Origin of the sequence: Alterinioella nitratireducens, from assembly GCF_013155465.1 — a bacterium.
GTDB lineage: Bacteria > Pseudomonadota > Alphaproteobacteria > Rhodobacterales > Rhodobacteraceae > Alterinioella > Alterinioella nitratireducens.
In genome coordinates, this window is record NZ_JABJVX010000008.1 from 137,903 (window position 1) to 160,971 (window position 23,069).

A 23,069-nucleotide genomic window follows, 5' to 3' on the forward strand; every position below is an offset into this window, starting at 1 on the left:
GCGAAGCCGTTAAGTCACGTCCGACAGTGGAAACAGGATATGCGGGCGATGGAAAAGAGCTTTGACGCGGCCGAGGCCGAAGCGCGGATCACGGCGAAATGGGACGAGGCAGGGGCCTTCGCGGCGGGGGCGAATGCCTCGCGGCCCGAGACCTTCACCATCATGATCCCGCCGCCCAACGTGACCGGCGCGCTGCATGTCGGCCACGCCTTCAACAACACGTTGCAGGATATCCTCGTGCGCTGGCACCGGATGCGCGGCTTCGACACGCTGTGGCAGCCGGGGCAGGACCATGCGGGTATCGCCACGCAATTGCAGGTCGAGAAGATGCTGGCGGCGGAAGGCAATGAAAGCCGCCGCGAGATGGGGCGCGAGAGGTTCCTGGAGAAGGTCTGGGAATGGAAGGGCAAATATGGCGGCACCATCGTCGAGCAGTTGAAGCGCCTGGGATGCTCCTGCGACTGGGACCGCAACGCCTTCACCATGGCGGGCGCGCAGGGCGACCCGCGCACGGGCCATGAGAACAGCCCCGATTTCCATGATGCCGTGATCAAGGTCTTCGTCGATATGTACGAAAAGGGCCTGATCTATCGCGGCAAACGCCTCGTGAACTGGGATCCGCATTTCGAGACCGCGATTTCCGACTTGGAGGTCGAAAACACCGAGGTCGACGGCCATATGTGGCACTTCAAATACCCGCTCGCGGGCGGAGCCACCTATGAATATGTCGAGACCGACGAGGATGGCGTTGAGACCCTGCGCGAGACGCGGGACTACATCTCCATCGCCACGACCCGGCCCGAGACCATGTTGGGCGACGGCGCGGTCGCGGTGCATCCCTCGGACGCGCGCTATGCCCCAATCGTGGGCCAGCTTTGCGAGATCCCCGTCGGCCCGAAGGAACATCGCCGCCTGATCCCGATCATCACCGATGAGTATCCGGACCCCGATTTCGGCTCGGGCGCGGTGAAGATCACCGGCGCGCATGATTTCAACGATTATGAAGTGGCCAAGCGCGGCGGCATCCCGATGTATCGCCTGATGGATACGAAGGGCGCGATGCGGGCCGATGGCGCGCCTTATGCCGAGGCGGCGGAGCGCGCGCAGGAGATCGCGAACGGGGCCGACTTCACCGGCACCGAGGTCGATACGCTGAACCTGGTGCCCGATGACTTGCGCGGGCTGGACCGGTTCGAGGCGCGCAAGCTGGTGGTCGCGCAGATCACCGGCGAGGGGCTGGCGGTCACGCATCAGGTGACGCGCACGGACAAGGAAACCGGCGAGGAGATCACCGAAACCCTCCCTTACGTCGAATCGAAGAAGATCATGCAGCCCTTCGGCGACCGGTCCAAGGTTGTGATCGAGCCGATGCTGACCGACCAGTGGTTCGTCGACACCGCCAAGATCGTCGGCCCGGCGCTGGACGCCGTCCGCAAGGGCGACGTCACCATCATGCCCGAGAGCGGCGAGAAGGTGTTCTTCCACTGGCTGGAAAACATCGAGCCGTGGTGTATTTCCCGGCAGCTTTGGTGGGGGCATCAGGTGCCGGTCTGGTACGGTCTCGACCTGTCCGCGCCGGATTTCACCGATGACGAGGGCGACGGCACGCTGGACCATGTCGAGCTTGGCCGCCTCTTGGTGACCGAACATATGGTCCATGCCGGCGAAGCCGCAGAGTGTGGCGCTGCGCTGCAAGACATCACCCCGCGCTTCAAGGATCGCATCGCATCGCTGCCCACGCCGCTCAACCACGCCCGTATCACGGAAGTGGCCGACCGGGGCGCCGCCGAGGAGATGCTGGCGCATAGCTATGCGCGCTATGAGGTGACGGAAGACCCGACAGAACTGCTTTATCCCGTCTGGCGTGATCCCGACGTGCTGGACACCTGGTTTTCCTCCGGGCTCTGGCCCTTCGGCACGCTTGGCTGGCCCAATTGGGACGAGAGCACGAAGAAATACTTCCCCACCGATGTGCTGATCACCGGGCAGGATATCCTCTTTTTCTGGGTCGCCCGGATGATGATGATGTCCCAGGCCGTGACGCAGCAGAACCCGTTCCATACCGTCTACCTGCATCAGCTTGTCCGCGACGAGAAGGGCAAGAAGATGTCGAAGACCACAGGCAACGTGATCGACCCGCTGGAGATTGTGGACGAATTCGGCGCCGATGCCTTGCGCTTTACCAATGCGTCCATGGCGGCGCTTGGCGGCGTGCTGAAACTGAGCGTCGACAAGATCAAGGGTTATCGCAATTTCGGCACCAAGCTCTGGAATGCCGCGCGCTTTGCCGAGATGAACGACTGCAAGCCGGTGGACGGGTTCGACCCCGCCAGCGTGACCCAGACCGTCAACCGCTGGATCGTGGGTGAAATCGCACGCGGGCGCATCGCCCATGACGAGGCGCTGGCCGCCTACCGCTTCAACGATGCGGCAAACGGGCTCTATGCGCTGGTCTGGGGCAAGGTCTGCGACTGGTATCTGGAATTTGCCAAGCCGCTTTACGCAAGCGGTGACGAAGCGGTGATTGCCGAGACCCGCGCCACCATGGCCTGGGTGATCGACCAGTGCTTGATCCTGCTGCACCCCGTCATGCCCTTCATCACCGAGGAACTGTGGGGCGAGATCGCCGCGCGCGACACCCTGCTGGTGCATCAGGACTGGCCGGAATACGGCGCGGAGCTGATCAACGCCGAAGCCGATGCCGAGATGAACTGGGTGATTTCGCTGATTGACGAAATCCGCTCGGTCCGCGCGCAGATGCACGTGCCCGCCGGTCTGAAGGTGCCGCTGTTGCAGGCGGAACTGGACGCGAAGGGCCAGGCCGCCTGGGACCGCAACGAAGCGATGATCCTGCGGATTGCCCGCGTAGAAGGTGTCAGCCGCGTCGATGCCCTGCCCAAGGGGGCCGTCACCATCGCGGTCGCGGGCGGGGTCTTCGGATTGCCGATCGCCGACCTCATCGACGTGGCCGAGGAAAAGGCGCGGCTTGAGAAGGTGTTGGGCAAGCTGGCGAAGGAGTTGGGGGGCCTGCGCGGGCGGCTGAACAACCCGAAATTCGCCGAAAGCGCCCCGCCGGAAGTGGTCGAGGAAACCCAAGCCAACCTCGACGCGCGCGAAGAGGAAGAGGCCAAGATCAGGGCCGCATTGGCACGGCTGGAAGAGGTCGCCTGATGGCGGGCTCGCTGACCTATACCAAAGGCGATGCCACCGCGCCGGAGCCCCGCCCCGCCATCATCGCGCATGTCTGCAACGATGAGGGCGCCTGGGGGAAGGGCTTTGTCATGGCGCTCTCGGAAAAATGGTCTGCGCCCGAGCAGGCCTATCGCGACTGGTACGCCAGCGGCGAGGAGTTCGCGCTTGGCGCGGTGCAGGTGGTCGAGGTGGAGGACGGCCTCTGCGTCGCCAACATCATCGGCCAGCACGGCATCCGTCCCCAGGGACCGGTGCCGCCGATCCGCTACGAGGCCATCGAGGCGGGCCTCTGCGAGGTGGCGAAGCGCGCCGCCGATCAAGGCGCCAGCGTTCACATGCCGCGCATCGGGGCAGGGCTGGCAGGCGGGTCATGGGAGAAGATCGAGCCGCTGATCGAAGAGTGCCTGGTCGAGGCGGGCGTGGACGTGACGGTTTACGATCTGCCGTGACGGTGGGAAGGTACGCAGAAGCGCACTCTACGGCCCAAAAACGATGTCGCACCATCTGTTCGTTGCAGCTCCGTCCGTCCTCGTCAGGGGATGAGCCGTGTCACGGCCCCCGCGCGCTTGAACATGGTGTCCCGGTTCCACCATACGACGCAGCCCGCAACAGCCACCAATATCAACGTGTCATAAGGTTGCGCGTCCGGCCAGAACGGGTTGATCAACTGCCAATGGAACAGCATTGGCCATAGCAGGCTGCCCTTGGCGCGGTTGAAAATCTGCGTCACCAAAATCGCCAATGTGATGTTGCCGACGAGGAACGGCAGGAAATTCCAGTCGCCGAAGACCGTCCCCGACAGGAAGAACGCCGGGATGTGCCAGATGCCCCAGACCGTGCCGATGAGCACCCCTGCCCAGACCGGGGCCATGTAACGTTGGAGAATGGGTTGCGCGACGCCACGCCAGCCGAACTCCTCGATCGGGCCAAGAAAGAGCATCATGAAGAGCAGCGCAACCATGGGGCCAATGCCCTCGGGTGGCATTGGTGCCAGAACCGGCCCGCCCTTCAGGATCGAGCCTGCCATGTAGACCAGCGGGATGCCGACGGCGACAAATGCTACCCATCCGGGTGCGCAGCGCCATATGAGAAGTCGTGAGAGGAAAGCCCTCAGCCCGCGCATGCCTGCGAAATAGAGGATCAGCACAAAGGCCGAAATCGCCGGTGCCCAAGTGGCCAGAAAGAAAAACGGGTGAGTGCCGCTGATCTGGCCGAACGTGGTTGCGGCCCAATCAGGTCGGAGCACATAAACCCCGATCAATCCCCAGGTGATGGTGAAGGTCAGACCGACAAAGGCCATTATGGCGGAAGACGGGATCGCATGATGCGAGCGGGGCTCTGTGGGCTCTCTCATTGGACCTAGCCTTGTATCCAAGCTGATGGCCGACAATAGACTCGTCGCGTTCACCGAGACATGATGTCGATCAAATCCCCCGATTTGCGCAGTAGGAAGTGGAGACCGCAAAGGTGAGTGACCTCGCACGATGCGTGCCCGTCCCAACCAACCACCCACCCTCCCCCTTGCGAAATCCGCCCCGACCGCGCATTCATCGCCCCCATGACCGATCCGAACTACACCCCGCTTGTCGCCCGCCTGCCCGCCTCGGTCCCCTTTGTCGGCCCGGAAACGCAGGAACGGGAGCGAGGCAGGCCGTTTGCCGCCCGGCTCGGCGCGAATGAAAGCGTCTTCGGCCCCTCGCCCCGCGCCATCGCTGCCATGGCCGAGGCAGCGCGTGAGGCATGGAAATACGGCGATTCCGCCTCGCATGAATTGCGCCACGCGCTGGCCACCCATCACGGCATCGCGATGGAGCATATCCTTGTTGGCGAGGGCATTGACGGGCTGCTTGGCAACCTCGTGCGCCTGCTGGTGGCCGAGGGCGACGCGGTGGTGACCTCGCAAGGGGCCTATCCGACCTTCAACTACCATGTCGCGGGCTTTGGCGGCGTTCTGCACAAGGTGCCGTTCAAGGGCGACCATGAAGACCCCGAGGCGCTGATCGCCAGGGCGCGGGAGACCGGGGCGAAGCTGGTCTATATCTCGAACCCCGACAACCCGATGGGAAGCTGGCACGGGGCCGACGTGATCGAGCGCATGATCGCCGCGGTGCCCGAGGGCTGCCTGCTGGTGCTGGACGAGGCTTATTCAGACACCGCACCCGAGGGCGTGATCCCGCCGCTCGCGCCGGACACCCCGCGCGTGATCCGGATGCGGACCTTCTCCAAGGCCTACGGGCTGGCGGGGATGCGGGTGGGCTATGCGATTGGCTCCAGCGCGCTGATCGCCGGGTTCGACCGGATCCGCAACCATTTCGGCGTCGGGCGCCTGGGGCAGGCCGCAGCCCTCGCCGCCGTTCAGGATCAGGAGCACCTGCGCGACACGGTCGCCCGGATCGGCGCGGCGCGCGAAACCATCGCCCGGATCGCCCGCGACAACGGGCTGACACCCCTGCCCTCGGCCACGAATTTCGTCACCATCGACTGCGGCCATGACGGCGATTTCGCGCGCAAGGTGGTGGCGGGTCTTGGGGCGCGCGACATTTTCGTGCGGATGCCCTTCACAGCCCCGCAGGACCGCTGCATCCGGGTTTCCTGCGGGACCGAGGCCGACCTGGCCGCCTTTGCCGGGGCGCTGCCCGGCGCGCTTGCGGACGCGCGCGGCTGATCCCGCTGGTCACCCCGCCGCCACCACAGCCGCCGCCGCGTCCAGACCCCCTGCCCCGTGCGGAATATCCAGCGCGATCATCCCGGCCTGCATCGCGCCAAGCACGCCCATCACCATATGCGCGTTCACATGGCCCATGTGGCCGATGCGGAAAATACCGCTCGCCTCGGGCATTTCCGCACCGAGCGGCTTGCCGAGCGTCACGCCGGTTTCCGCCTCCAGCCAGGCGCGCAACCGGTCGCCCTGCCCCTCGCCCATGCGGATCGTGGTCACGGAATGCGACCGCGCCGCCCGGTCGGTCATGTTGAGCGCCACGTCACTGCCCTGCCCCCAGGCCTCGACCGCGGCCCAGATGGTGCGCGCCAGCGCGGCGTGGCGCGTCCAGGCGGCCTCCAGCCCCTCCTCGTCGAGGATCATGTCAAGCGCTTCCCGAAGCCCGTAGAGGTGATGCGTCGGCGCGGTGCCGCCGAAATGCTGGTAGAACATCTCGGGCCGGGCACGCAGGCGCCAATCCCAATAGGGCGTGGCCAGGTCGGCGGTCTCGCGCGCGCGGGCCGCGCGGGGCGAGAAGAAGACGAAGCCCATGCCCGGCGGCACCATCAGCCCCTTCTGGCTGGCCGAGACCATCACATCGACGCCCCAATCATCCATGTGGAATTCGTCCACCGCCAGGCTGGCGATATTGTCCGAGAACAGCAGCGCCGGATGGCCCGCGTCGTCCAGCGCGCGGCGCACTCCGGCAATGTCGCAGCGCCCGGAGGAGGAGGTCTCGACATGCACCGCCAGCACGCCCTTGATCCGGTGGTCCCCGTCGGCGCGCAGCGCCTCGGTCAGTCGAGCCAGGTCGACGGGCTTGCGGCTGTCACCGGGCAGCATCTCGACCTCGATCCCCAGACCCTGCGCCGTCGCGCCCCAGCCCCGGCCGAACTGCCCGGTATCCAGGACCAGGACCTTGTCGCCGCGTGACATGGTGTTGCTGAGGGAAGCCTCCCAGGTGCCGTGGCCATTGCAGATATACATCGCCACGTCATGGCTTGTCCGGGCGACACGGCGCAGGTCGCGGACGATGCCATGCGTCATCTCGACCAGCTCACCGATATAGATGTTCGGCGCGGCCCGGTGCATCGCGCGCAGCACCCGGTCTGGCACCACCGAGGGGCCGGGGATGGCAAGATATTCGCGGCCATTGGCGAGGCTCATGGCGGGTCCTTTCTGACGGGTTGTGAAATCGGTATCGTGGCGGTCGGGGATGGTCAATCGGGGACCCTCTGGCCGTTGGGGAGAGACACGCATATATGGGGCAGGAGACCGAAGGAGGACGCCCGCCATGACCGCCGAAACCGCAGCCGACCGGACCGTATTGCGCCTGACGGGATCAGAGCGCGGCGATTTCCTGCAAGGGCTGGTGACGAATGACGCGAGGCCCGGCGCGCTGGTCTATTCCGCGCTGCTGTCGCCGCAGGGCAAGTACCTGGCCGATTTCTTCCTGCTGGACCGGGGCGAGGATATCCTGATCGACGTGAAGGACGATCTGGCCCCCGCGCTGGCACAGCGGCTGGCAATGTACCGCCTGCGCGCCGATGTGCAGATCGAGGAGACGGTCCTGGAGGTCACGCGCGGGCGCGGTGACGGACCGGAGGGCAGCCACCCGGATCCGCGCGATGCGGGGCTTGGCTGGCGCGCCTACGGGATCGCGGGCGAGCGTCAGGTGACGGATTGGGACGCGCTGCGCGTGACGCATGTCATCCCCGAGGCGGGTGTCGAGCTGATCCCCGATGACAGCTATATCCTGGAAATGGGGTTCGACCGGCTGAACGGCGTCGATCATCGCAAGGGCTGCTATGTGGGCCAGGAAGTGACCGCGCGGATGAAGCACAAGACGGAATTGCGCAAGGGGCTGGCGCAGGTCGAGATCGAGGGCACGGCGCCGGTCGGAACCGAGATTCTCGCGGGTGAGAAACCGGCGGGCAGACTGTTCACGCAATCGGGGGGCAAGGCGCTGGCCTATCTGCGCTTCGACCGCGCGAAAGGGGCGTTGACGGCGGGTGAGGCTGCGATCCGCTGGCCGGAGGGGGCGAAATCCTGAAACAGGATTTCACGAGTTCTTTTGAAAGAACTCGGTCCGCGCGGGTCAGATCAGAAGCGATGCCGCCCCTTCCAGCCTGAGCAGCGCCACCTTTGTCTCGATCCCGCCCGCGCCGGAATAGCCGCCAAGGCCGTTTGCCGCCAACACCCGGTGACAGGGGATGAAGACCGGGATCGGATTGGCCCCGCACGCCTGCCCGATCGCCTGCGCGGAGACGCCAAGCCGCTGCGCCAGATCGCCATAGCTGCGGGTCTCGCCATGGGGGATTTCCGTGAGGGCTGCGTAGAATTCCTGCTGAAACCGGCTGCCACCGGGGGCCAGCGGAACGGAGAAACGCCGCCGCGCGCCCGCGAAATACTCCGTCAACTCGGCCCGCGCCTGATCGAAAATCGGCGCGGGATCGTCGCGCAACGGATGGCGCCACTCAACCGCCGTGATCGCCCCATCCCGTGCCGACAGGGTCAGGGTCCCGACCGGAGTCGAGACCCCGCCCCGCATCATGCGTCGGGGCCGATCTTGTCCTGCGTCTGAGTCTCGAAATCGGACGCATCATGGCGTTCGTGCAGCTGCGTCGCCGGATCGCCCGAGGTCTTGTTGACCATCCGCCCGCGTTTCACGGCAGGCCGCGCGTCGATCCTCTCGGCCCATTTCACGACGTTCCTGTAGCTGGCGACATCGAGGAACTCGGCGGCGTCATAGGCCCGGCCCAGGGCGAGGTTTCCATACCAGGCCCAGATCGCCATATCGGCAATCGTGTAGCTGTCGCCGGCCATCCACTCCCGCTCCGCAAGGTGACGGTCCAGCACGTCAAGCTGGCGCTTGGCCTCCATCGCGAAGCGGTTGATCGGGTATTCCATCGGCTCGGGCGCATAGGCGTAGAAATGGCCGAAACCGCCGCCCAGGTAAGGCGCGCTGCCCATCTGCCAAAAGAGCCAGGACAGCATCTCGGGCCGATCCTCGGGCGCGCCCAGGAAGGCGTCGAATTTCTCGGCCAGGTGCAGCAGGATCGCGCCGGATTCGAAGATACGCACCGGGGTCGGCCCGGAACGGTCCATCAGCGCCGGGATCTTGGAATTGGGGTTCACCTCGGTAAAGCCCGAGCCGAACTGATCGCCATCGCCGATGCGAATGAGCCAGGCGTCGTATTCCGCCCCCTTGTGGCCCGCGGCCAGCAATTCCTCGAACAGGACATTGACCTTGACGCCATTTGGCGTGGCCAGCGAGTAGAGCTGGAACGGATGCTTGCCGACCGGCAGCGCCTTTTCATGGGTCGGCCCGGCGATGGGCCGGTTGGTCGAGGCGAAGGCCCCGCCGTTTTCCTTGTCCCAGGTCCAGACCCTGGGGGGCGTGTAGCTATCGGTCATAGGGTGCTTCCTGTTGGAGTGCAGTCATTCACCCAAAGATATACGGACTCAGTCCGGCGCCAAGGGCACAATCGCCCCTGCAAATGCGCACAAGGTCACGCAGCTGACGCCTGGCGCGCATAATCGTCGGCATCGAACCATCCGCGCGAGGCCGCAACCTTGAGGTCCTCGCCGATCTCCCATTCTTCCCATCCGCGCACATTCAGGGGCCGCCCGCTGGATGCGTCATGGCCCGTAAAGCTCCAGACAAAAATCGCATGGGTGCCCGAAACCCTGAGATCGTCGCAGGTCAGGCTCAGGTCGGGGACATCGGCAAAGAAGCCTGCCGCCATGTCGCGCACCCTGTCGCGCCCCGACCAGGGGTCGCCGCGATTGATAACGATCTCACCATCGGGCGCGTAGAAGGACGCGACGGCATCGGCAGAGCCGGAATTCCAGGCGGCGGTGTAATCCTTCGCCATGCGTGCGACGGCGTCGGGTGTGACTGGCATGGATGTTCCTTTCGGGCAGAGACTGACACCGTGCCCGCGATCTTGGCGCGTGTCGAGTCCCGGCGCGGTGCCTTAGTCGAGGCGCTGCACCAGGTCACGCAGGTCATCGGCATGCGCGTACAAGGGGTTCTCGAACTCGTAGCCCATTGCCTCATAGGCCCCATCGAGACCGAGCGCGGCCCCCTCCAGCGCGGTAATCGCGGCCTCCAGCGCGGCGCGCAGCTTTGCGGCTTCGCGACGCGGACGAATGTGGCGGCGTCCCGCCAGGCCGGGTCGAGCGGCCCGATCCGGGGCGGGTAGCTGATGACGGGCGAACGCTTGTCGAGGCGGAGAGACAGATCGGCGGGCATGGCGGGGATCCTTTCGTGACCAATGGCAGGCAATCCGGAAAGCGAATTGATGCCCGTGGGTCGGCGACAGAACCGTCAGCGTTCAAAAAACTGAAAAGACCCGCGCCGGGAATGTGATCCGGCGCGGGTCTTGTCAGACTGTCTTGTCAGCGGCTTTCGACGTCAGCCAAGCGCCGCGTCGCAGCGCCCGCAGACGCCGGGGTGATCGTGGCGTCCCACATCGGGCAGGATCTTCCAGCAGCGCTGGCATTTCTCGCCCTCCGCCCTCTCGAAGACAACGCCGACGCCCTCCACTTCGGGCAGGCGGAACGCCTCACCGGGCAGGGGATCGCCGGTCAGCGTCACGCCCGAGGTGATGGCGATATCGGCGAAGTTCACCGTTTTCAGCGCCGCCAGCACCTCCGCATCGCGCACATGCACCGTGGGCGCGGCCTCCAGCGAGGCCCCGATCACCTTGTCGCGGCGCTGCACCTCCAGGGCCGCCGTCACCACGCGGCGGGCGCGGCGCACACGCGCCCATTTCGCAGCCAGCCCCTCGTCGCGCCAATCGGCAGGCGTGACGGGGAAATCGACCAGGTGGACCGAGCTGTCATCGCCGGGGAAACGCTCCAGCCAGACCTCCTCCATGGTAAAGACCAGCACCGGCGCCAGCCAAGTCGTCAGCCGGTGGAAGATCAGGTCCAGCACGGCGCGCGCGGCGCGGCGGCGGTCGGTGTCGCCGTCGCAATAGAGCGCGTCCTTGCGGATGTCGAAATAGAAGGCGGAAAGATCGCCGGTGGCGAAGGCGAAAACCGCCTGGAACACGCCCTGGAAGTCGAACCGGCGATAGCCGTCCTGCACCACGTGATCCAGTTCCGCCAGCCGGTGCAGCACCCACCGCTCCAGTTCCGGCATATCCGCGGGCTCGACCCGGTCGGCCTCGCTGAAATCGGCGAGGCTGCCCAACATGAACCGCATCGTGTTGCGCAACCGGCGATAGCTGTCGGCGGTGCCTTTCAGGATCTCCGGCCCGATACGCTGATCGTTGGTGTAATCGGCCTGCGCCACCCAGAGCCGCAGGATGTCGGCCCCGTATTGCTGCACCACCTTCTCGGGCACGATGGTATTGCCGAGCGATTTGGACATCTTCATGCCCTTCTCGTCCAGCGTGAACCCGTGCGTGACCACGTTGCGGTAAGGCGCGCGGCCCATCGTTCCGCAGGCTTGCAAGAGCGAGGAATGGAACCAGCCGCGATGCTGGTCGGTGCCTTCCATGTAGACATCGGCGATACCGTCCTCGGTGCCGTCCTCGCGGTCGCGCAGCACGAAGGCATGTGTGGAGCCTGAATCGAACCACACATCGAGGATGTCGAAGACCTGATCGTAATCCTCAGGATCGACGATGCCCGAGAGGAACCGGTCCTTGGCCCCGTCCTGATACCAGCAATCCGCCCCCTCTTCCTCGAAGGCCCGCACGATGCGCGCATTCACCTCGGCGTCCCGCAGCAAGAATATTTCATCCGTCGGCAGCGCGCCTTTCCGTGTGAAGCAGGTCAGCGGCACGCCCCAGGCGCGTTGGCGGCTGAGCACCCAGTCGGGGCGCTGCTCGATCATCGAATAGAGACGGTTGCGCCCCGTCTGCGGCGTCCATTTCACGAGCTTGTCGATGGAGGTCAGCGCGCGTTCGCGGATCGTCAGCCCGTGATCGTCCTGACCGTCGCCGACGGGCTTGTCCACGGCGGCGAACCATTGGGCGGTGTTGCGGTAGATCACGGGGGCCTTGGAGCGCCACGAGTGCGGATAGCTGTGCTTGATCTTGCCGCGCGCCAGCAGGCCGCCGACAGCGGCGAGCTTGTCGATCACGGCGGTGTTGGCGTCGCCCTCTCCGCCCTTGCGGTTGAGGATATAGGTGCCGCCGAAGAAGGGCAGATCGGCGCGGAAGCCGCCATCGTCCATCACGTTATAGGTGATCACCTGGGGCAGCATGCCCAAACCGCGATAGAGCTCATATTCCTCCATGCCGTGGCTCGGGGCGCAATGCACGAAGCCGGTGCCTTCCTCATCGGTCACGAAATCGGCGGCGCGGAAATCGCGGGGCTGATCCCATTCACCGTTCGCCCCCTCGGTCCCGGCAAGCGGGTGATGCAGCGTCATGCCGGACAACTGCGCGGATGTCACGTTGCGCAGGCGGCGGTATTGGCCGGGCTCCAGCCGCGCCTTGGCCATCACATCCGCCGCCAGCTTGTCGGCCAGGATGAAGCGGTCGCCCTTGGCGGCCCAACATTCCTCGGGCGCGTCGGTGACCTCGTAGAGCCCGTAATCGAAGCTGTCGCCGAAGACGACGGCCTTGTTGGAGGGGACCGTCCAGGGTGTCGTCGTCCAGATCACCACATAGGCGCCCTTGAAATCGCGCGCGGCGTCGGCCTTGGCTTGCGTCACCGCCTCGCGGGCATCGTCGGTTTCTTCCTCATCGGACAGGACCAGGTCGGGCATGTGGAAATCGGTGACCTTGAACTTGACCCAGATGGTGAAGCTTTCCTTGTCGTGATATTCCACCTCGGCCTCGGCCAGGGCGGTTTTCTCGACCGGCGACCACATCACCGGCTTGGAGCCCTGGTAAAGCGTACCGTTCATCAGGAATTTCTGGAACTCCTCGGCGATCACCGCCTCGGCGTGATAGGCCATGGTCAGGTAGGGATCGTCCCAGTTGCCGGTGATGCCGAGGCGCTTGAACTCGTCGCGCTGGATATCGACCCAGCCTTCGGCGAACTTGCGGCATTCCTGGCGGAAATCGACGATATCCACCTCGTCCTTGTTGCGGCCCTTCTTGCGGTATTGCTCCTCGATCTTCCATTCGATCGGAAGCCCGTGGCAGTCCCACCCCGGCACATAGCGCGCGTCATGGCCCATCATCTGATGGGAGCGCACGATCATGTCCTTGATGGTCTTGTTCAGCGCGTGGCCGATATGCAGGTGGCCGTTGGCGTAGGGCGGCCCGTCATGCAGCGTGAAGGGGGTGCGGCCTTCCTTGGCGCGCAGGCGGCCATAGATGTCCATCTTGTCCCACCGGGCCAGCCAGTCGGGTTCGCGCTTGGGCAGGCCCGCGCGCATCGGGAAATCGGTTTTCGGAAGGTTCAGCGTGGATTTGTAGTCGAGCGACGGCTCGGGCGTGTCGGCGCACATGGGATGCGTCCTTCGTGCTTTGCGGATATTCGGGGTTTATCAGGGGCGGTGCGATGGCTCAAACACCTGTGTCCCGGCGGCCCTGGTGTCAGAGCGCCGGGCAAGTAATTCGAAGGATGATGCGCAAAGTGGCATAAGTCATGGGGGCGGTTATAGGGGCCTCTCGGCATGGGGTAAAGACGCCGATTGGACCGTTTCAGGGGCCATTCGACCTCAGTCTACGTCAGCCTCGCAGCGGGATTGTCGGTCAGACGTTGAACAAGGTGCCGACAAAATACGCGATCGCTGCGGCCGTCCCGCCAATAGCCAGCGTCTCGCCCCCCGAGCGCCACCAGGGCGACAGCGACCAGACGCTCTTGGCTGCACCGATGGAGAAAAAGACCGCCCCCGTCAGGATGATCGAGAGGCGGAACGCCTCGGCCATGCCGAACAGGAAAGGCAGCAGCGGGATCAGCCCGGCCAGCAGGAACGCAACGAAGGTCGCCAAGGCGGCACGCATCGGGTGCGGATCGACGGGGGGACGACCGTATTCATCGACCAGCATCATCTGGATCGCGGACGCCCGGCTGGCCGCGACCTGATCAGTTGCGGCCTCCAATACGTCGCCCGACAGCCCTTTCAGTCGCAAGATCTCGCGCAACTCGCGGCGCTCGCCGGTCGGTTCCTCGTCGATATGGCGACCCTCGATGAGCTTCAGGCGCTGCATGTCATCAAGCTCGGCCTTGGTGCCCGAATAATTGGCCGCTGCCATCGAAAACCCGTCGGCCAACACATTAGCGACGCCAAGCGCGATGATGATGCCGGGGGCAAGGCCCGCCCCCGCGACACCGGCGACGATGGCAAAGGTTGTTACCGCACCGTCAATAGCGCCATAGACCGTGTCGCGCAGGTAGCCGCGCCCGCCGCCGGTTCTTATCCGCGCCTCAACCTCGACCTGCGTGTGTCCGTGTTCCAGTGTCATCGTCTTTGTGCAGTTTTGTTTCGATCAGATAGGAGTCTGTCAAACGGCCCGCGCAGCAACAATGCGATGGATCAATAAGGCTCCGCCTCGGAACCTGTCGCGCCTGGCCCACATGGCGGGGGGCGTAAGGGACCGGAAGAGTGTCCGGCGTGCGTTTTCCGATACCCGGCGGCGCAGTCCTGCACTAACCTGCGGAAATGACATTGCAAATCGGCATAGCCGGGGCCGGGATCGGGGGCCTGTCAGCGGCGGCGCTTCTGGCCGCGGACGGGCATCGCGTGACCCTCTTCGATCAGTTCGCACGGCCCGCGCCCGTGGGCTCTGGTCTGGTCGTGCAACCCGTCGGCATGGCGGTGCTGGACGCGATGGGGGCCGGGCGGATGACCCGCGATCTCGGCCAGCGCCTTGACCGGATGGCGGGGGACGAGGCCACATCCGGCCGCCGCGTCCTCGACGTGCGCTATGGCCGAACCCCGGAGCGCCAGGGCCTTGGCATCCACCGCGCGGCCCTTTTTCATGCGATCCACCGCGCCGCGATCCGGGCGGGGGTGGAGATCACGCCCGAACACCGCGCCACCGGGCGCGACGGGCGATACCTGCATTTCGGGGCCCGGCGCGAGGGACCGTTCGACCTCATTGTCGATGCCTGCGGGGCGGGCTCGCCGCTATCGCCTCTGACGGCCCGCGCCCTGCCCTACGGTGCGGTCTGGGCCACCGTGCCCTGGCCCGAGGACAGCCGCCTGCCCAAGGATCATCTCAGCCAGCGCTACCGCCGCGCCGACCGGATGTTGGGCGTGCTGCCGGTGGGGTCGATGCCCTCGAACCCCGGCCAGCCGCTGGCCGCGATCTTCTATTCCCTGCCGGTGGCGCATCATCCCGTCTGGCTGGATCAGGATTTCGAGGACTGGCGCAGGGCGGCAACGGACCTCTGGCCCGCGTTCGGCCCTTACCTGGGCTGGATCGAGGATCACGCCGCCTTCACCTTCGCCAGCTACAGCCACGGCACCCTAAGCCGTCCCTGGGACAGCGGCATCGCCCATATCGGGGACGCGGCGCATCGGGCCAGTCCGCAACTGGGGCAAGGGGCGAACATGGCGCTGCTGGATGCGCGCGCGCTGCAACTGGCGCTCAGGCAGGCGCGGGGGGACGAGGCGCTGCGCCTCTATGCGGGCGCGCGGCGTTGGCATGTGCGGGCCTATCAGACGATGTCGGCCGCCTTCACCCCGCAATACCAGTCCGACAGCCGCGTGTTGCCGGTGCTGCGCGACCGGGTCCTGGCCCCGATGGCGGGCATGTGGCCGATCACGCGGGTTCTGACACGGCTGGTCTGCGGCGACCTTGTGCCGCCGATGCCCGCGCTTACACCGCGACGCGGGAAAGCCTGCGTTCGCGCAAGATGATGTAGAGCCCCGCCGCCACCGTCAGCGTGATGCCAATCGCCGCCAGCCCGTCCGGCAGGTCGCGGAAGATCAGCCAGCCGATCAGCGTGGCCATGGGAATCTCGAGATACTGCATCGGCGCGACCGTGGCCGAGGGGGCAAAGCGCAGGCTCCAGGTCATCAGCAGATGCGCCAGCGTGCCGAGAACCCCGATGGCCAGCAGCAGCGCCGCCTCGGCCCCCGAGGGCCAGACCAGGCTGAGCGGCGTGTAATCACCGGGGACAGCCAGGAACAGCAGCAGGAGCGGCGTCGCCACCAGCCCGCTGACCGCCTGCAACGCGATCGGGTCGACCTCTTTCGCCACCTGCCGCGTGACCAGCATGAACAGCGCGAAGACCACCGCCACGGTCAACGGCAAGAGCGCGGGCCAGCCCACCTCGGCGAAACTGGGCTGGATCACCAGAAGCGTGCCGATGAAGCCCACGATACAGGCCTGGAACCGGCGCGCGCCGACCTCCTCGCCCAAGACGAAATGGCCCAGAAGCAGCATGATGAAGGGCATCACGAAGGCAATCGCGATGGCATCGGCCAGTTCGAGGAACCTGAGCGAGGTGAACATCGCCCCGATCCCGATGATGTGCAGCACGGTGCGCACCAGGGTCAGCCGCAGCACGCGGGGGCTCATCCGCATCGGCGTGCGCATCACGGCGGCATAGGGCAGCAGGATCAGCCCTTGAATGGCAAAGCGCACCAGCAACAGTTGCAGCAGCGGGATGGTGCCGGCGAGCAGCTTGGCGATGGAATCGCCCAGGGGCGCCAGCACGCAGAACCCCAGCATCAGCACGATACCCAGAACCGGGCGGTCGCCCTTCATGTTCCCGATCCAAAGAGGCCGCTGAGCGCGCGCCGCCCGATCCGGGTGACCGAAGGCCGGGTGCCGCGATGGAAGGGCAGCGGGCGGCAGACCTCCATCGCGGCGACGCCGACACGGGCGGTCAGCGCGCCGTTCACCACGCCCTCGCCAAACCGGCGCGAGACCTTGGACAGCAGCGAGCCCCCGGCGATGGAGCCAATGAGGTCATCGCCCACGGCCACCGCGCCGGTCGCCACCAGATGGGTCAGCACCGCGCGCGTCAGCCGCCAGGCCCCGAGCGTCCCGGCCCGCCCACCGTATATTTCCGCGATGCGGCGGATCATGCGCAGGTTCGCGGTCAGCGCGGTGAACACATCGGCCAGCGCGATGGGGACCAGCGCGGTGACCATGGCGACCTGCCGCGCGGCGGCTTCGACCTGCGCCTGTGCTGCGGCATCGAGTGGGGCCAGCATCTGGGTTTCAGCCAGATGCAGGAGCCCGTCGGCATCGAACACATCGCCCTTGCGGCTCTCGAACGCCTCGCGCCCGAGGCGCAGCTCGGGCCGGTTCGCATAGAGCGCGCGCAGGTCGTCCGTCACCCCGCGCGCCGCCGCCAGATCACCCGCCGCGAGCGCATGTTCGGAGCGCTGTCGCAGATCGTCGAGCTTGCCGAGCCGGAAGAAGGACGCGGCCTCGCGCAGCGCGATAATGAGGAGGGCCAGCAGGACAAGCCCGATCAGGACCGTGGCGATCCAGCCAAGCACTGGGTTCGCGGCCAGCAATCCGGTGACGAAATTCCACGCCGCCAGCGAGACCACGAATGTCACCAGCGCCAACAGCGCGCCCCAGAAAAGCCGCCCGATCCGCGAACCGCGCCGCGTGGCCAGCGCCGCCATGGTCTGCATCGCCTGCCCCGAGGGCGCGGGCATATCCATGTCCGGCACGGGCGGCGCGGTGTCGGGGGTGGCGCCTGGCGTGTCGTCCAGTTCGATCAGCACGGGGCCCTTGCGGTCAGTCATCGCAATTTATCCCCCAACAGAAACTCGGCAGCGCGATCCAGCCTTATATGCGGCGGGCCTTCGCCGCGTTTCAGCGACAGGCGGGCGGGCGCGAAGCGCATCACGCGGTAATCCTCGTCCAGCCATTTCGCCTCACCGGCACGGGCGGGCGACAGAAGGTGATTGGGGTCCTCGGGCAAGGTGCCGGGGTGAAACGCGGCCTCTTTGCCGGTCTCCAGCAGCCGCCCGCGCACGAGGTCCAGACCGCGCCCGCCATGCTCGCGCGTCTCCTCGACCGTGGCGCGCAAGGCGGCGATGGCCATGGCCTCGGTCGTGGCTCCCGCGTAATCGGCGCGGTCGCGGGCGTCGCGCAACAGCGCCTCCATGATCGCGGTCAGGCGCGGGTGCTGCGTGTGGTGCAGGTGGTCGGCCTTGGTCGCGGCGAAGAGGATCTTCTCGACCCGCCGTCCCATCAGCGCGGTCAGGAACGAGTTGCGGCCAGGCCGGAACGCCTTGAGGATCTCGACCATCGCGCCGCGCAGATCCTCGACCGCGCGGGGGCCCGAATGGATCGCGCCAAGCGCGTCGACCAGCACCACCTGACGGTCGATCCGGGCAAAGTGATCGCGGAAGAAGGGTTTGACCACCTGCGCCTTGTAGGCCTCGAACCGGCGCGCCATTTCCCGGCGCAGGCTGCCGCGCCGGGCGTCACCCTGCGGCAGGGGCACGAAGGTCAGGACGGGGCTGCCCTCCAGCTCTCCCGGCAACAGGAACCGGCCCGGCGTGCAATCGGAATAGCCCGCCTCGCGCGCGTCGCGAAGATAGGCCGAAAATCGTGCGGCGAGGGCCTGCGCCTGCGGTTCCTCCAGCGGCGCGGCCCCGTCGACATCGCGAACCGCGGCGATGAACGCCTCGCCTTCCCGCCGCGCTTCGGCCCGCGCGAGGCTGGTCGCACTCCATTCCTCGTAGCTCTGGCCCATCAGCGGCAGATCCAGCAGCCATTCGCCGGGGTAATCCACGATATCGAGATGCACGGTGCGCAGGCCGGACAGACCCGAGAGCAGGCCAGACGGGCGCACCCGCATCGACAGCCGCAGCTCCGACACGGTGCGCGTGCTTTCGGGCCAATGCGGATCGCGGCCCGTCAGCGCGGCCAGGTGGTTCTCATAATCGAACCGGGCGACGGTATCGTCGGGCTGCGGTTGCAGGAAGACCGACTGGATGCGCCCCGAACTGGCGGCCTGCAACGCGGGCATCCGGCCCCGGTCCAGCAGGTTTGCCACCAGCGAGGTGATGAACACGGTCTTGCCGGCACGGCTGAGGCCGGTGACGCCAAGCCGGATCACCGGCTCGAAGAATGTCTCCGACACCGAGGAGGTCACGCTCTCCACGCCACGGCCAATCCTGTCGGAGATCGCCCCAATCACCACGCCACACGTCCTTTTCCATCCGTTCCGGTCGAGAATAGGCTTTCGGACGGGCAGTTTACAGGCCCGATTGCGCGCAAGGGTCAATTGGGGTAGCGCAACAGCATGCCCCGCTATGCCCTGAAAATCGAATATGACGGCGCGCCCTTTGCCGGGTGGCAGCGCCAGTCTGACCAGCCCTCGGTGCAGGGCGCGGTCGAGGCCGCACTGGCGCGGCTGGAAGCGGGCGTGCCGGGGATTGCGGCGGCGGGCCGGACCGATGCCGGGGTACATGCGCTTGGCCAGGTGGCGCATTGCGACATGGCCCGCGATTGGGAGCCCTTTCGCCTGTCCGAGGCGTTGAATTATCACCTGAAACCGCAGCCCGTGGCCGTCGTCGCCTGCGCGCGGGTCAAGGATGACTGGCACGCGCGGTTCTCGGCGGTCGAGCGGCAATACATCTTCCGCCTCATCGCGCGCCGCGCGCCGCTGACCCATGAGGCCGGGTTCGCGTGGCAGGTGAAACAGCCGCTGGACGTGGCGGCGATGCGCGAAGGCGCCGCGCATCTGATCGGGCGGCATGATTTCACCACGTTCCGCGCCACCCATTGCCAGGCCGCAAGCCCGGTCAAGACGCTGGATGCAATCACCATCCGCGAAATCGCCCGCGCCGAGGGCCAAGAACTGGCGATCTTCCTGCGGGCGCGGTCATTTCTGCATAACCAGGTCCGCTCCATCGTCGGCACGCTGGAACATGTCGGGTCCGGATCATGGCAACCGGAGGACGTGAAGACCGCGCTTGAGGCGCGCGACCGCGCGGCCTGCGGCACGGTCTGCCCGCCGCACGGGCTCTACCTGTCCGACGTGATCTACCCCGACCCGGTCTTCCGGCCCGCGCCATGACCCCCGCCCTTCCCGCGACCCGCGATATCGTGCTGATCGGCGGCGGGCATACCCATGCGCTGGTGTTGAAATCCTGGGGCATGAAGCCCCTGCCCGGCGCGCGACTGACGCTGATCAACCCCGGCCCCACCGCGCCCTATTCAGGCATGTTGCCCGGCCATATCGCGGGGCATTACACGCGGAAAGCCTTGGATATCGACCTCGTCCAACTGGCGCGCTTCGCGGGCGCGCGGATCGTGCTGGACGCGGCTATGTCGCTGGACCCGGTGGCGCGCATCGTGACGCTGAAGGGGGGACGGCGGATCGCCTATGACATCGCCTCGCTCGATATCGGCATCCATGGCGAGATGGCAGAGATCAAGGGGTTCTCCGCGCACGCCGTCGCCGCCAAGCCGCTGGACCGCTTTGCCGATACATGGGCGCGTTTCGTGGCCGGGAACGGCGGCCCGGTGGCGGTGATCGGTGGCGGTGTGGCGGGGGCGGAGCTGGCCATGGCAGCCGCGCATCGGCTGCGGCAGGCGACCGGCGACGCGCAGGTCACGCTGCTCGATCAGGGCCGCCTCCTGGATGCCTTGCCTGAACGCGCGCGGAAAAGTTTGACGGCTGAACTATCCCGGCAGGGCATCACCTGCCACGAGGGGGCCGAGGTCGCCCGAATCACCGGCACGGGCGTGGAACTGGCCGACGGCACCGCCATTCCGGCCCGCTTCACCCTCGGCGCAGGCGGCCCGCGCCCCTATCGCTGGCTGTCGGAAACCGGCCTGGAGACCGAGGCCGGATACCTCGCCGTTTCGCCCACGCTTCAAACCAGCGACCCTAGCGTCTTCGCGGCAGGCGATTGCGCGCATCTGGGATTCGCGCCGCGCCCCAAGGCAGGCGTCTTCGCCGTGCGCGCCGCCCCGATCCTGACCCATAACCTGCGCGCGATGGCGATGGGGCGCGCGGACGGGATGCACCGTTTCAAACCGCAGCGCGACTATCTCAAGCTGATCTCGCTTGGGTCCAGACGGGCCTTGGCCGAAAAGGCGGGGTTTTCCCTGAAGGGGCCGCTCCTGTGGCGCTGGAAGTACCGTATCGACCAGAAATTCATGGACAAATTCAGGGGGTTGGAGCCGATGCGCCCGCCCGCTCCACCACGGACCACTGCCGCAGGAGTCACCGAAGCGCTCGGCGACAAACCTCTTTGCGGCGGCTGCGGGGCCAAGCTCGGATCGGGCAGCCTGACGGCCGCGCTCTCCACCCTCCCCTCTCCGGCGCGCGCCGATATCCTGTCGCGCCCCGGCGACGATGCCGCGATCCTGACCCATGGCGGGGACCGTCAGATCCTGACCACCGACCACCTGCGTGCTTTCACGGATGATCCCGCCCTAATGGCCCGGATCGCCGCGATCCATGCGCTTGGCGATTGTTGGGCCATGGGGGCCGCGCCGCAAAGCGCGCTGGCAACCGTAATCCTGCCGCGCGCCGTGCCGGACCTGCAATCGCGCTGGCTCAGTGAGATCATGAGTGAGGCCAGCGCCGTCTTCGCCGCCGAGGGCGCGGCGATTGTCGGCGGTCACAGCAGCCAGGGCGACGAGATGACGCTTGGCTTCACGGTGACAGGGCTGACGCAGCGCGACCCCATCACGCTGGCCGGGGCGAAACCGGGCGACGTGCTGATCCTGACCAAAGCCATCGGCACCGGAGTGATCCTTGCGGGTGAGATGCAGATTGCCGCGCCCGGTAAGGTCGTCGCGGAGGCGTGGCGCAGCATGTGCCTCTCTTCCGGTCCCGCCGCCCGCACCCTCGGCGAGGTCGCCCACGCCATGACCGATGTGACCGGCTTCGGCCTTGCGGGCCACCTGATGAATATCTGCGCGGCGTCCGGGGTCGCGGCACGTCTCGACCTCGATGCAATTCCCCTCCTGCCCGGCGCGATGGACCTTGGCGAGAAGGGCATCGCCTCGACCCTCAAGCCGCAAAATGAGGCGGCACTTGCGGGTCGGATCGGCCCGAGCGATCACCCCGCCCTGCCGCTTCTCTTCGATCCGCAAACCGCCGGAGGGCTGCTGGCCGCCGTTCCAGCCGACACGGTGGATGCGACGATCACCGCGCTTGCCCGAACGGAGACGCCCGGCACCGTCATCGGTCAGATCACCGAAGGCGCGCCCTCACTCGACCTGAGCTAGTGCCGCCATCACCCGATCCGCCAACCCCGGCAGATCGCCCGCGTCGAGCCGCTCGGCGCGCACCGTTGCGGCAGGTGCGCCCGCATCGCGCGCCCTTGCATAGGCCGGATCGTAGTGATGCTGCATCAGGCTCGCGGCCAGCGCCTCCCACTCTCCCGCCCGCGCCTGTGCCTGCCAGGTCTCGACCAGCGCCCCGCCGCGCAGCGGGCGCAACCCTTCCAGCAGGTCCACAAGCCCCCCGCGCGATGTCTGCAGGTCCGAATAGGCCACCCGCAGGAACCGCGCGCGCGCCTCAAGCGGAGCCTCGATCACGACACGCGGCGCGCCCGACATCGCGCGCCACAGCGCAGGCGGCAGGCGCAACGATCCGATGCGGCTCGATTCCGCCTCCACCACCACGGGCTGGGTCGGATCGAGCCCGCGAAACGCGCTCATCAACGCGCTTTCAAACCCCTTCTGCGCTGGCTGATCCTCGGCCACCGCCCCTAGGATCGAGCCGCGATGCCGCGCCAGATTTTCCAGATCCACGACCTGCGCGCCGCGCGCGACCAGAAGCGGCAGCAGCGCCGTCTTCGCGGTCCCGGTATTGCCATCCAGCCGGATCAGGCGGAACGGCAGATCCCTGTCATAAAGCGCCGCCACGACAGCCCGCCGGTAGCTGCGATAGCCCCCCTCCAGCACCTCCACCCGCCAGCCGATCTGACGCAGGATCGTCGCGAAGGAGCCCGAGCGCTGACCGCCGCGCCAGCAATAGACCAATGGCTGCCACCCGCCGTCATGGCCCATCAGATGCGCCTCGATATGGGCCGCCGCATTGCGCGCCACCAGCGCCGCCCCGATCTTGCGCGCGGCAAAGGGGCTCTCCTGCGCATAGATCGTGCCGACCCGCGCCCGTTCGGCATCGGACAGCACCGGCATCGAAACCGCACCGGGCAGATGATCCTCGGCAAATTCGGCAGGCGCGCGCACGTCGATCACATGATCGAACTGCGCCCACTCTGCCCGCCAGATTTCGCCAAGCTCGAAACCCAAAGCCCCGCCTTCTCTTTCATTTTGCTCAAAATACCTCCGCCGGAGGCCGCGGGACCGTG

18 protein-coding genes are annotated in these 23,069 nt (G+C 66.6%); 7 read left to right on the forward strand and 11 right to left on the reverse strand.

What is annotated here, in order from left to right; all coding sequences use genetic code 11:
• The first annotated feature begins 48 nt into the window (after positions 1-48).
• Together HNS34_RS14350 and HNS34_RS14355 are read left to right on the forward strand one after the other, a co-directional pair.
• On the forward strand, positions 49-3,171 hold the full coding sequence (locus HNS34_RS14350) for a valine--tRNA ligase (protein WP_172320776.1): 3,123 nt from the start codon (positions 49-51) through the stop codon (positions 3,169-3,171).
• A complete protein-coding gene (locus tag HNS34_RS14355) occupies positions 3,171-3,641 on the forward strand; it encodes a macro domain-containing protein (RefSeq protein WP_172320777.1) in 471 nt (156 codons plus the stop codon). The genes HNS34_RS14350 and HNS34_RS14355 overlap by 1 nt, the downstream gene beginning before the upstream one ends.
• A gap of 83 nt (positions 3,642-3,724) precedes the next feature.
• On the opposite strand, the gene HNS34_RS14360 is transcribed toward HNS34_RS14355, so the two are convergent.
• Entirely contained in the window at positions 3,725-4,546 is an 822-nt protein-coding gene (locus HNS34_RS14360; protein WP_172320778.1) for a CPBP family intramembrane glutamic endopeptidase, read from the reverse strand.
• Between the two features lie 204 nt (positions 4,547-4,750).
• Here HNS34_RS14360 and HNS34_RS14365 point away from each other — a divergent pair, with 204 nt between their 5' ends.
• The gene (locus HNS34_RS14365) at positions 4,751-5,857 is read left to right on the forward strand and encodes a pyridoxal phosphate-dependent aminotransferase (RefSeq protein WP_172320779.1); all 1,107 of its coding nucleotides are present in this window, start codon (positions 4,751-4,753) and stop codon (positions 5,855-5,857) included.
• Positions 5,858-5,866: 9 nt separating this feature from the next.
• On the opposite strand, the gene HNS34_RS14370 is transcribed toward HNS34_RS14365, so the two are convergent.
• Positions 5,867-7,057, reverse strand: a complete 1,191-nt coding sequence (locus HNS34_RS14370) for a pyridoxal-phosphate-dependent aminotransferase family protein (RefSeq protein ID WP_172320780.1) — start codon at positions 7,055-7,057, stop codon at positions 5,867-5,869.
• A gap of 127 nt (positions 7,058-7,184) precedes the next feature.
• Between HNS34_RS14370 and ygfZ the strand changes: the two genes are divergently transcribed.
• The gene (ygfZ, locus tag HNS34_RS14375) at positions 7,185-7,943 is read left to right on the forward strand and encodes a CAF17-like 4Fe-4S cluster assembly/insertion protein YgfZ (RefSeq protein ID WP_172320781.1); all 759 of its coding nucleotides are present in this window, start codon (positions 7,185-7,187) and stop codon (positions 7,941-7,943) included.
• 45 nt (positions 7,944-7,988) lie between these two features.
• Here ygfZ and HNS34_RS14380 read toward each other — a convergent pair whose 3' ends face one another.
• From HNS34_RS14380 to HNS34_RS14400, 5 genes are all read right to left on the reverse strand, one after another.
• The gene (locus HNS34_RS14380; protein WP_172320782.1) at positions 7,989-8,444 is read right to left on the reverse strand and encodes a methylated-DNA--[protein]-cysteine S-methyltransferase; all 456 of its coding nucleotides are present in this window, start codon (positions 8,442-8,444) and stop codon (positions 7,989-7,991) included.
• Entirely contained in the window at positions 8,441-9,307 is an 867-nt protein-coding gene (gene yghU, locus HNS34_RS14385) for a glutathione-dependent disulfide-bond oxidoreductase (RefSeq protein WP_172320783.1), read from the reverse strand. The genes HNS34_RS14380 and yghU overlap by 4 nt, the downstream gene beginning before the upstream one ends.
• 95 nt (positions 9,308-9,402) lie before the next feature.
• Positions 9,403-9,798, reverse strand: coding sequence for a nuclear transport factor 2 family protein (locus HNS34_RS14390; RefSeq protein WP_172320784.1), 396 nt, complete (start codon positions 9,796-9,798; stop codon positions 9,403-9,405).
• Positions 9,799-10,310: 512 nt separating this feature from the next.
• Positions 10,311-13,310 (reverse strand): isoleucine--tRNA ligase, encoded by a 3,000-nt coding sequence (gene ileS / locus HNS34_RS14395; protein ID WP_172320785.1) that lies wholly within the window; start codon positions 13,308-13,310, stop codon positions 10,311-10,313.
• 247 nt (positions 13,311-13,557) lie between these two features.
• A complete protein-coding gene (locus tag HNS34_RS14400; protein WP_172320786.1) occupies positions 13,558-14,271 on the reverse strand; it encodes a VIT1/CCC1 transporter family protein in 714 nt (237 codons plus the stop codon).
• A gap of 197 nt (positions 14,272-14,468) precedes the next feature.
• Between HNS34_RS14400 and HNS34_RS14405 the strand changes: the two genes are divergently transcribed.
• Positions 14,469-15,671 (forward strand): FAD-dependent oxidoreductase, encoded by a 1,203-nt coding sequence (locus tag HNS34_RS14405; protein WP_172320787.1) that lies wholly within the window; start codon positions 14,469-14,471, stop codon positions 15,669-15,671.
• On the opposite strand, the gene HNS34_RS14410 is transcribed toward HNS34_RS14405, so the two are convergent.
• From HNS34_RS14410 to HNS34_RS14420, 3 genes are read right to left on the reverse strand one after another with little or no spacing between them, the layout of a single operon-like run.
• Positions 15,631-16,524, reverse strand: coding sequence for a DMT family transporter (locus tag HNS34_RS14410; protein ID WP_172320788.1), 894 nt, complete (start codon positions 16,522-16,524; stop codon positions 15,631-15,633). The two genes, HNS34_RS14405 and HNS34_RS14410, sit on opposite strands and share 41 nt — an antisense overlap.
• The gene (locus HNS34_RS14415; protein WP_172320789.1) at positions 16,521-17,522 is read right to left on the reverse strand and encodes a YcjF family protein; all 1,002 of its coding nucleotides are present in this window, start codon (positions 17,520-17,522) and stop codon (positions 16,521-16,523) included. Before HNS34_RS14415 ends, HNS34_RS14410 begins: the two co-directional genes overlap by 4 nt.
• Positions 17,519-18,931 (reverse strand): YcjX family GTP-binding protein, encoded by a 1,413-nt coding sequence (locus HNS34_RS14420; protein ID WP_172320790.1) that lies wholly within the window; start codon positions 18,929-18,931, stop codon positions 17,519-17,521. Before HNS34_RS14420 ends, HNS34_RS14415 begins: the two co-directional genes overlap by 4 nt.
• A gap of 102 nt (positions 18,932-19,033) precedes the next feature.
• Here HNS34_RS14420 and truA point away from each other — a divergent pair, with 102 nt between their 5' ends.
• Together truA and selD are read left to right on the forward strand one after the other, a co-directional pair.
• On the forward strand, positions 19,034-19,810 hold the full coding sequence (gene truA / locus HNS34_RS14425; protein ID WP_172320791.1) for a tRNA pseudouridine(38-40) synthase TruA: 777 nt from the start codon (positions 19,034-19,036) through the stop codon (positions 19,808-19,810).
• A complete protein-coding gene (selD, locus tag HNS34_RS14430; protein ID WP_172320792.1) occupies positions 19,807-21,978 on the forward strand; it encodes a selenide, water dikinase SelD in 2,172 nt (723 codons plus the stop codon). The genes truA and selD overlap by 4 nt, the downstream gene beginning before the upstream one ends.
• On the opposite strand, the gene mnmH is transcribed toward selD, so the two are convergent.
• The gene (mnmH, locus tag HNS34_RS14435; protein ID WP_172320793.1) at positions 21,961-23,010 is read right to left on the reverse strand and encodes a tRNA 2-selenouridine(34) synthase MnmH; all 1,050 of its coding nucleotides are present in this window, start codon (positions 23,008-23,010) and stop codon (positions 21,961-21,963) included. The two genes, selD and mnmH, sit on opposite strands and share 18 nt — an antisense overlap.
• Positions 23,011-23,069: the final 59 nt, after the last annotated feature.

What these genes read in the sequence shown, in the direction of transcription:
- HNS34_RS14415 (WP_172320789.1), bottom strand. Translation starts at nt 17,522, where the DNA reads ATGACTGACCGCAAGGGCCCCGTGCTGATCGAACTGGACGACACGCCA.
- HNS34_RS14370 (WP_172320780.1), bottom strand. Translation starts at nt 7,057, where the DNA reads ATGAGCCTCGCCAATGGCCGCGAATATCTTGCCATCCCCGGCCCCTCG.
- HNS34_RS14365 (WP_172320779.1), top strand. Translation starts at nt 4,751, where the DNA reads ATGACCGATCCGAACTACACCCCGCTTGTCGCCCGCCTGCCCGCCTCG.
- HNS34_RS14390 (WP_172320784.1), bottom strand. Translation starts at nt 9,798, where the DNA reads ATGCCAGTCACACCCGACGCCGTCGCACGCATGGCGAAGGATTACACC.
- HNS34_RS14380 (WP_172320782.1), bottom strand. Translation starts at nt 8,444, where the DNA reads ATGATGCGGGGCGGGGTCTCGACTCCGGTCGGGACCCTGACCCTGTCG.
- selD (WP_172320792.1), top strand. Translation starts at nt 19,807, where the DNA reads ATGACCCCCGCCCTTCCCGCGACCCGCGATATCGTGCTGATCGGCGGC.
- yghU (WP_172320783.1), bottom strand. Translation starts at nt 9,307, where the DNA reads ATGACCGATAGCTACACGCCCCCCAGGGTCTGGACCTGGGACAAGGAA.
- truA (WP_172320791.1), top strand. Translation starts at nt 19,034, where the DNA reads ATGCCCCGCTATGCCCTGAAAATCGAATATGACGGCGCGCCCTTTGCC.
- HNS34_RS14355 (WP_172320777.1), top strand. Translation starts at nt 3,171, where the DNA reads ATGGCGGGCTCGCTGACCTATACCAAAGGCGATGCCACCGCGCCGGAG.
- ileS (WP_172320785.1), bottom strand. Translation starts at nt 13,310, where the DNA reads ATGTGCGCCGACACGCCCGAGCCGTCGCTCGACTACAAATCCACGCTG.
- HNS34_RS14410 (WP_172320788.1), bottom strand. Translation starts at nt 16,524, where the DNA reads ATGAAGGGCGACCGCCCGGTTCTGGGTATCGTGCTGATGCTGGGGTTC.
- HNS34_RS14360 (WP_172320778.1), bottom strand. Translation starts at nt 4,546, where the DNA reads ATGAGAGAGCCCACAGAGCCCCGCTCGCATCATGCGATCCCGTCTTCC.
- HNS34_RS14400 (WP_172320786.1), bottom strand. Translation starts at nt 14,271, where the DNA reads ATGACACTGGAACACGGACACACGCAGGTCGAGGTTGAGGCGCGGATA.
- HNS34_RS14405 (WP_172320787.1), top strand. Translation starts at nt 14,469, where the DNA reads ATGACATTGCAAATCGGCATAGCCGGGGCCGGGATCGGGGGCCTGTCA.
- HNS34_RS14350 (WP_172320776.1), top strand. Translation starts at nt 49, where the DNA reads ATGGAAAAGAGCTTTGACGCGGCCGAGGCCGAAGCGCGGATCACGGCG.
- ygfZ (WP_172320781.1), top strand. Translation starts at nt 7,185, where the DNA reads ATGACCGCCGAAACCGCAGCCGACCGGACCGTATTGCGCCTGACGGGA.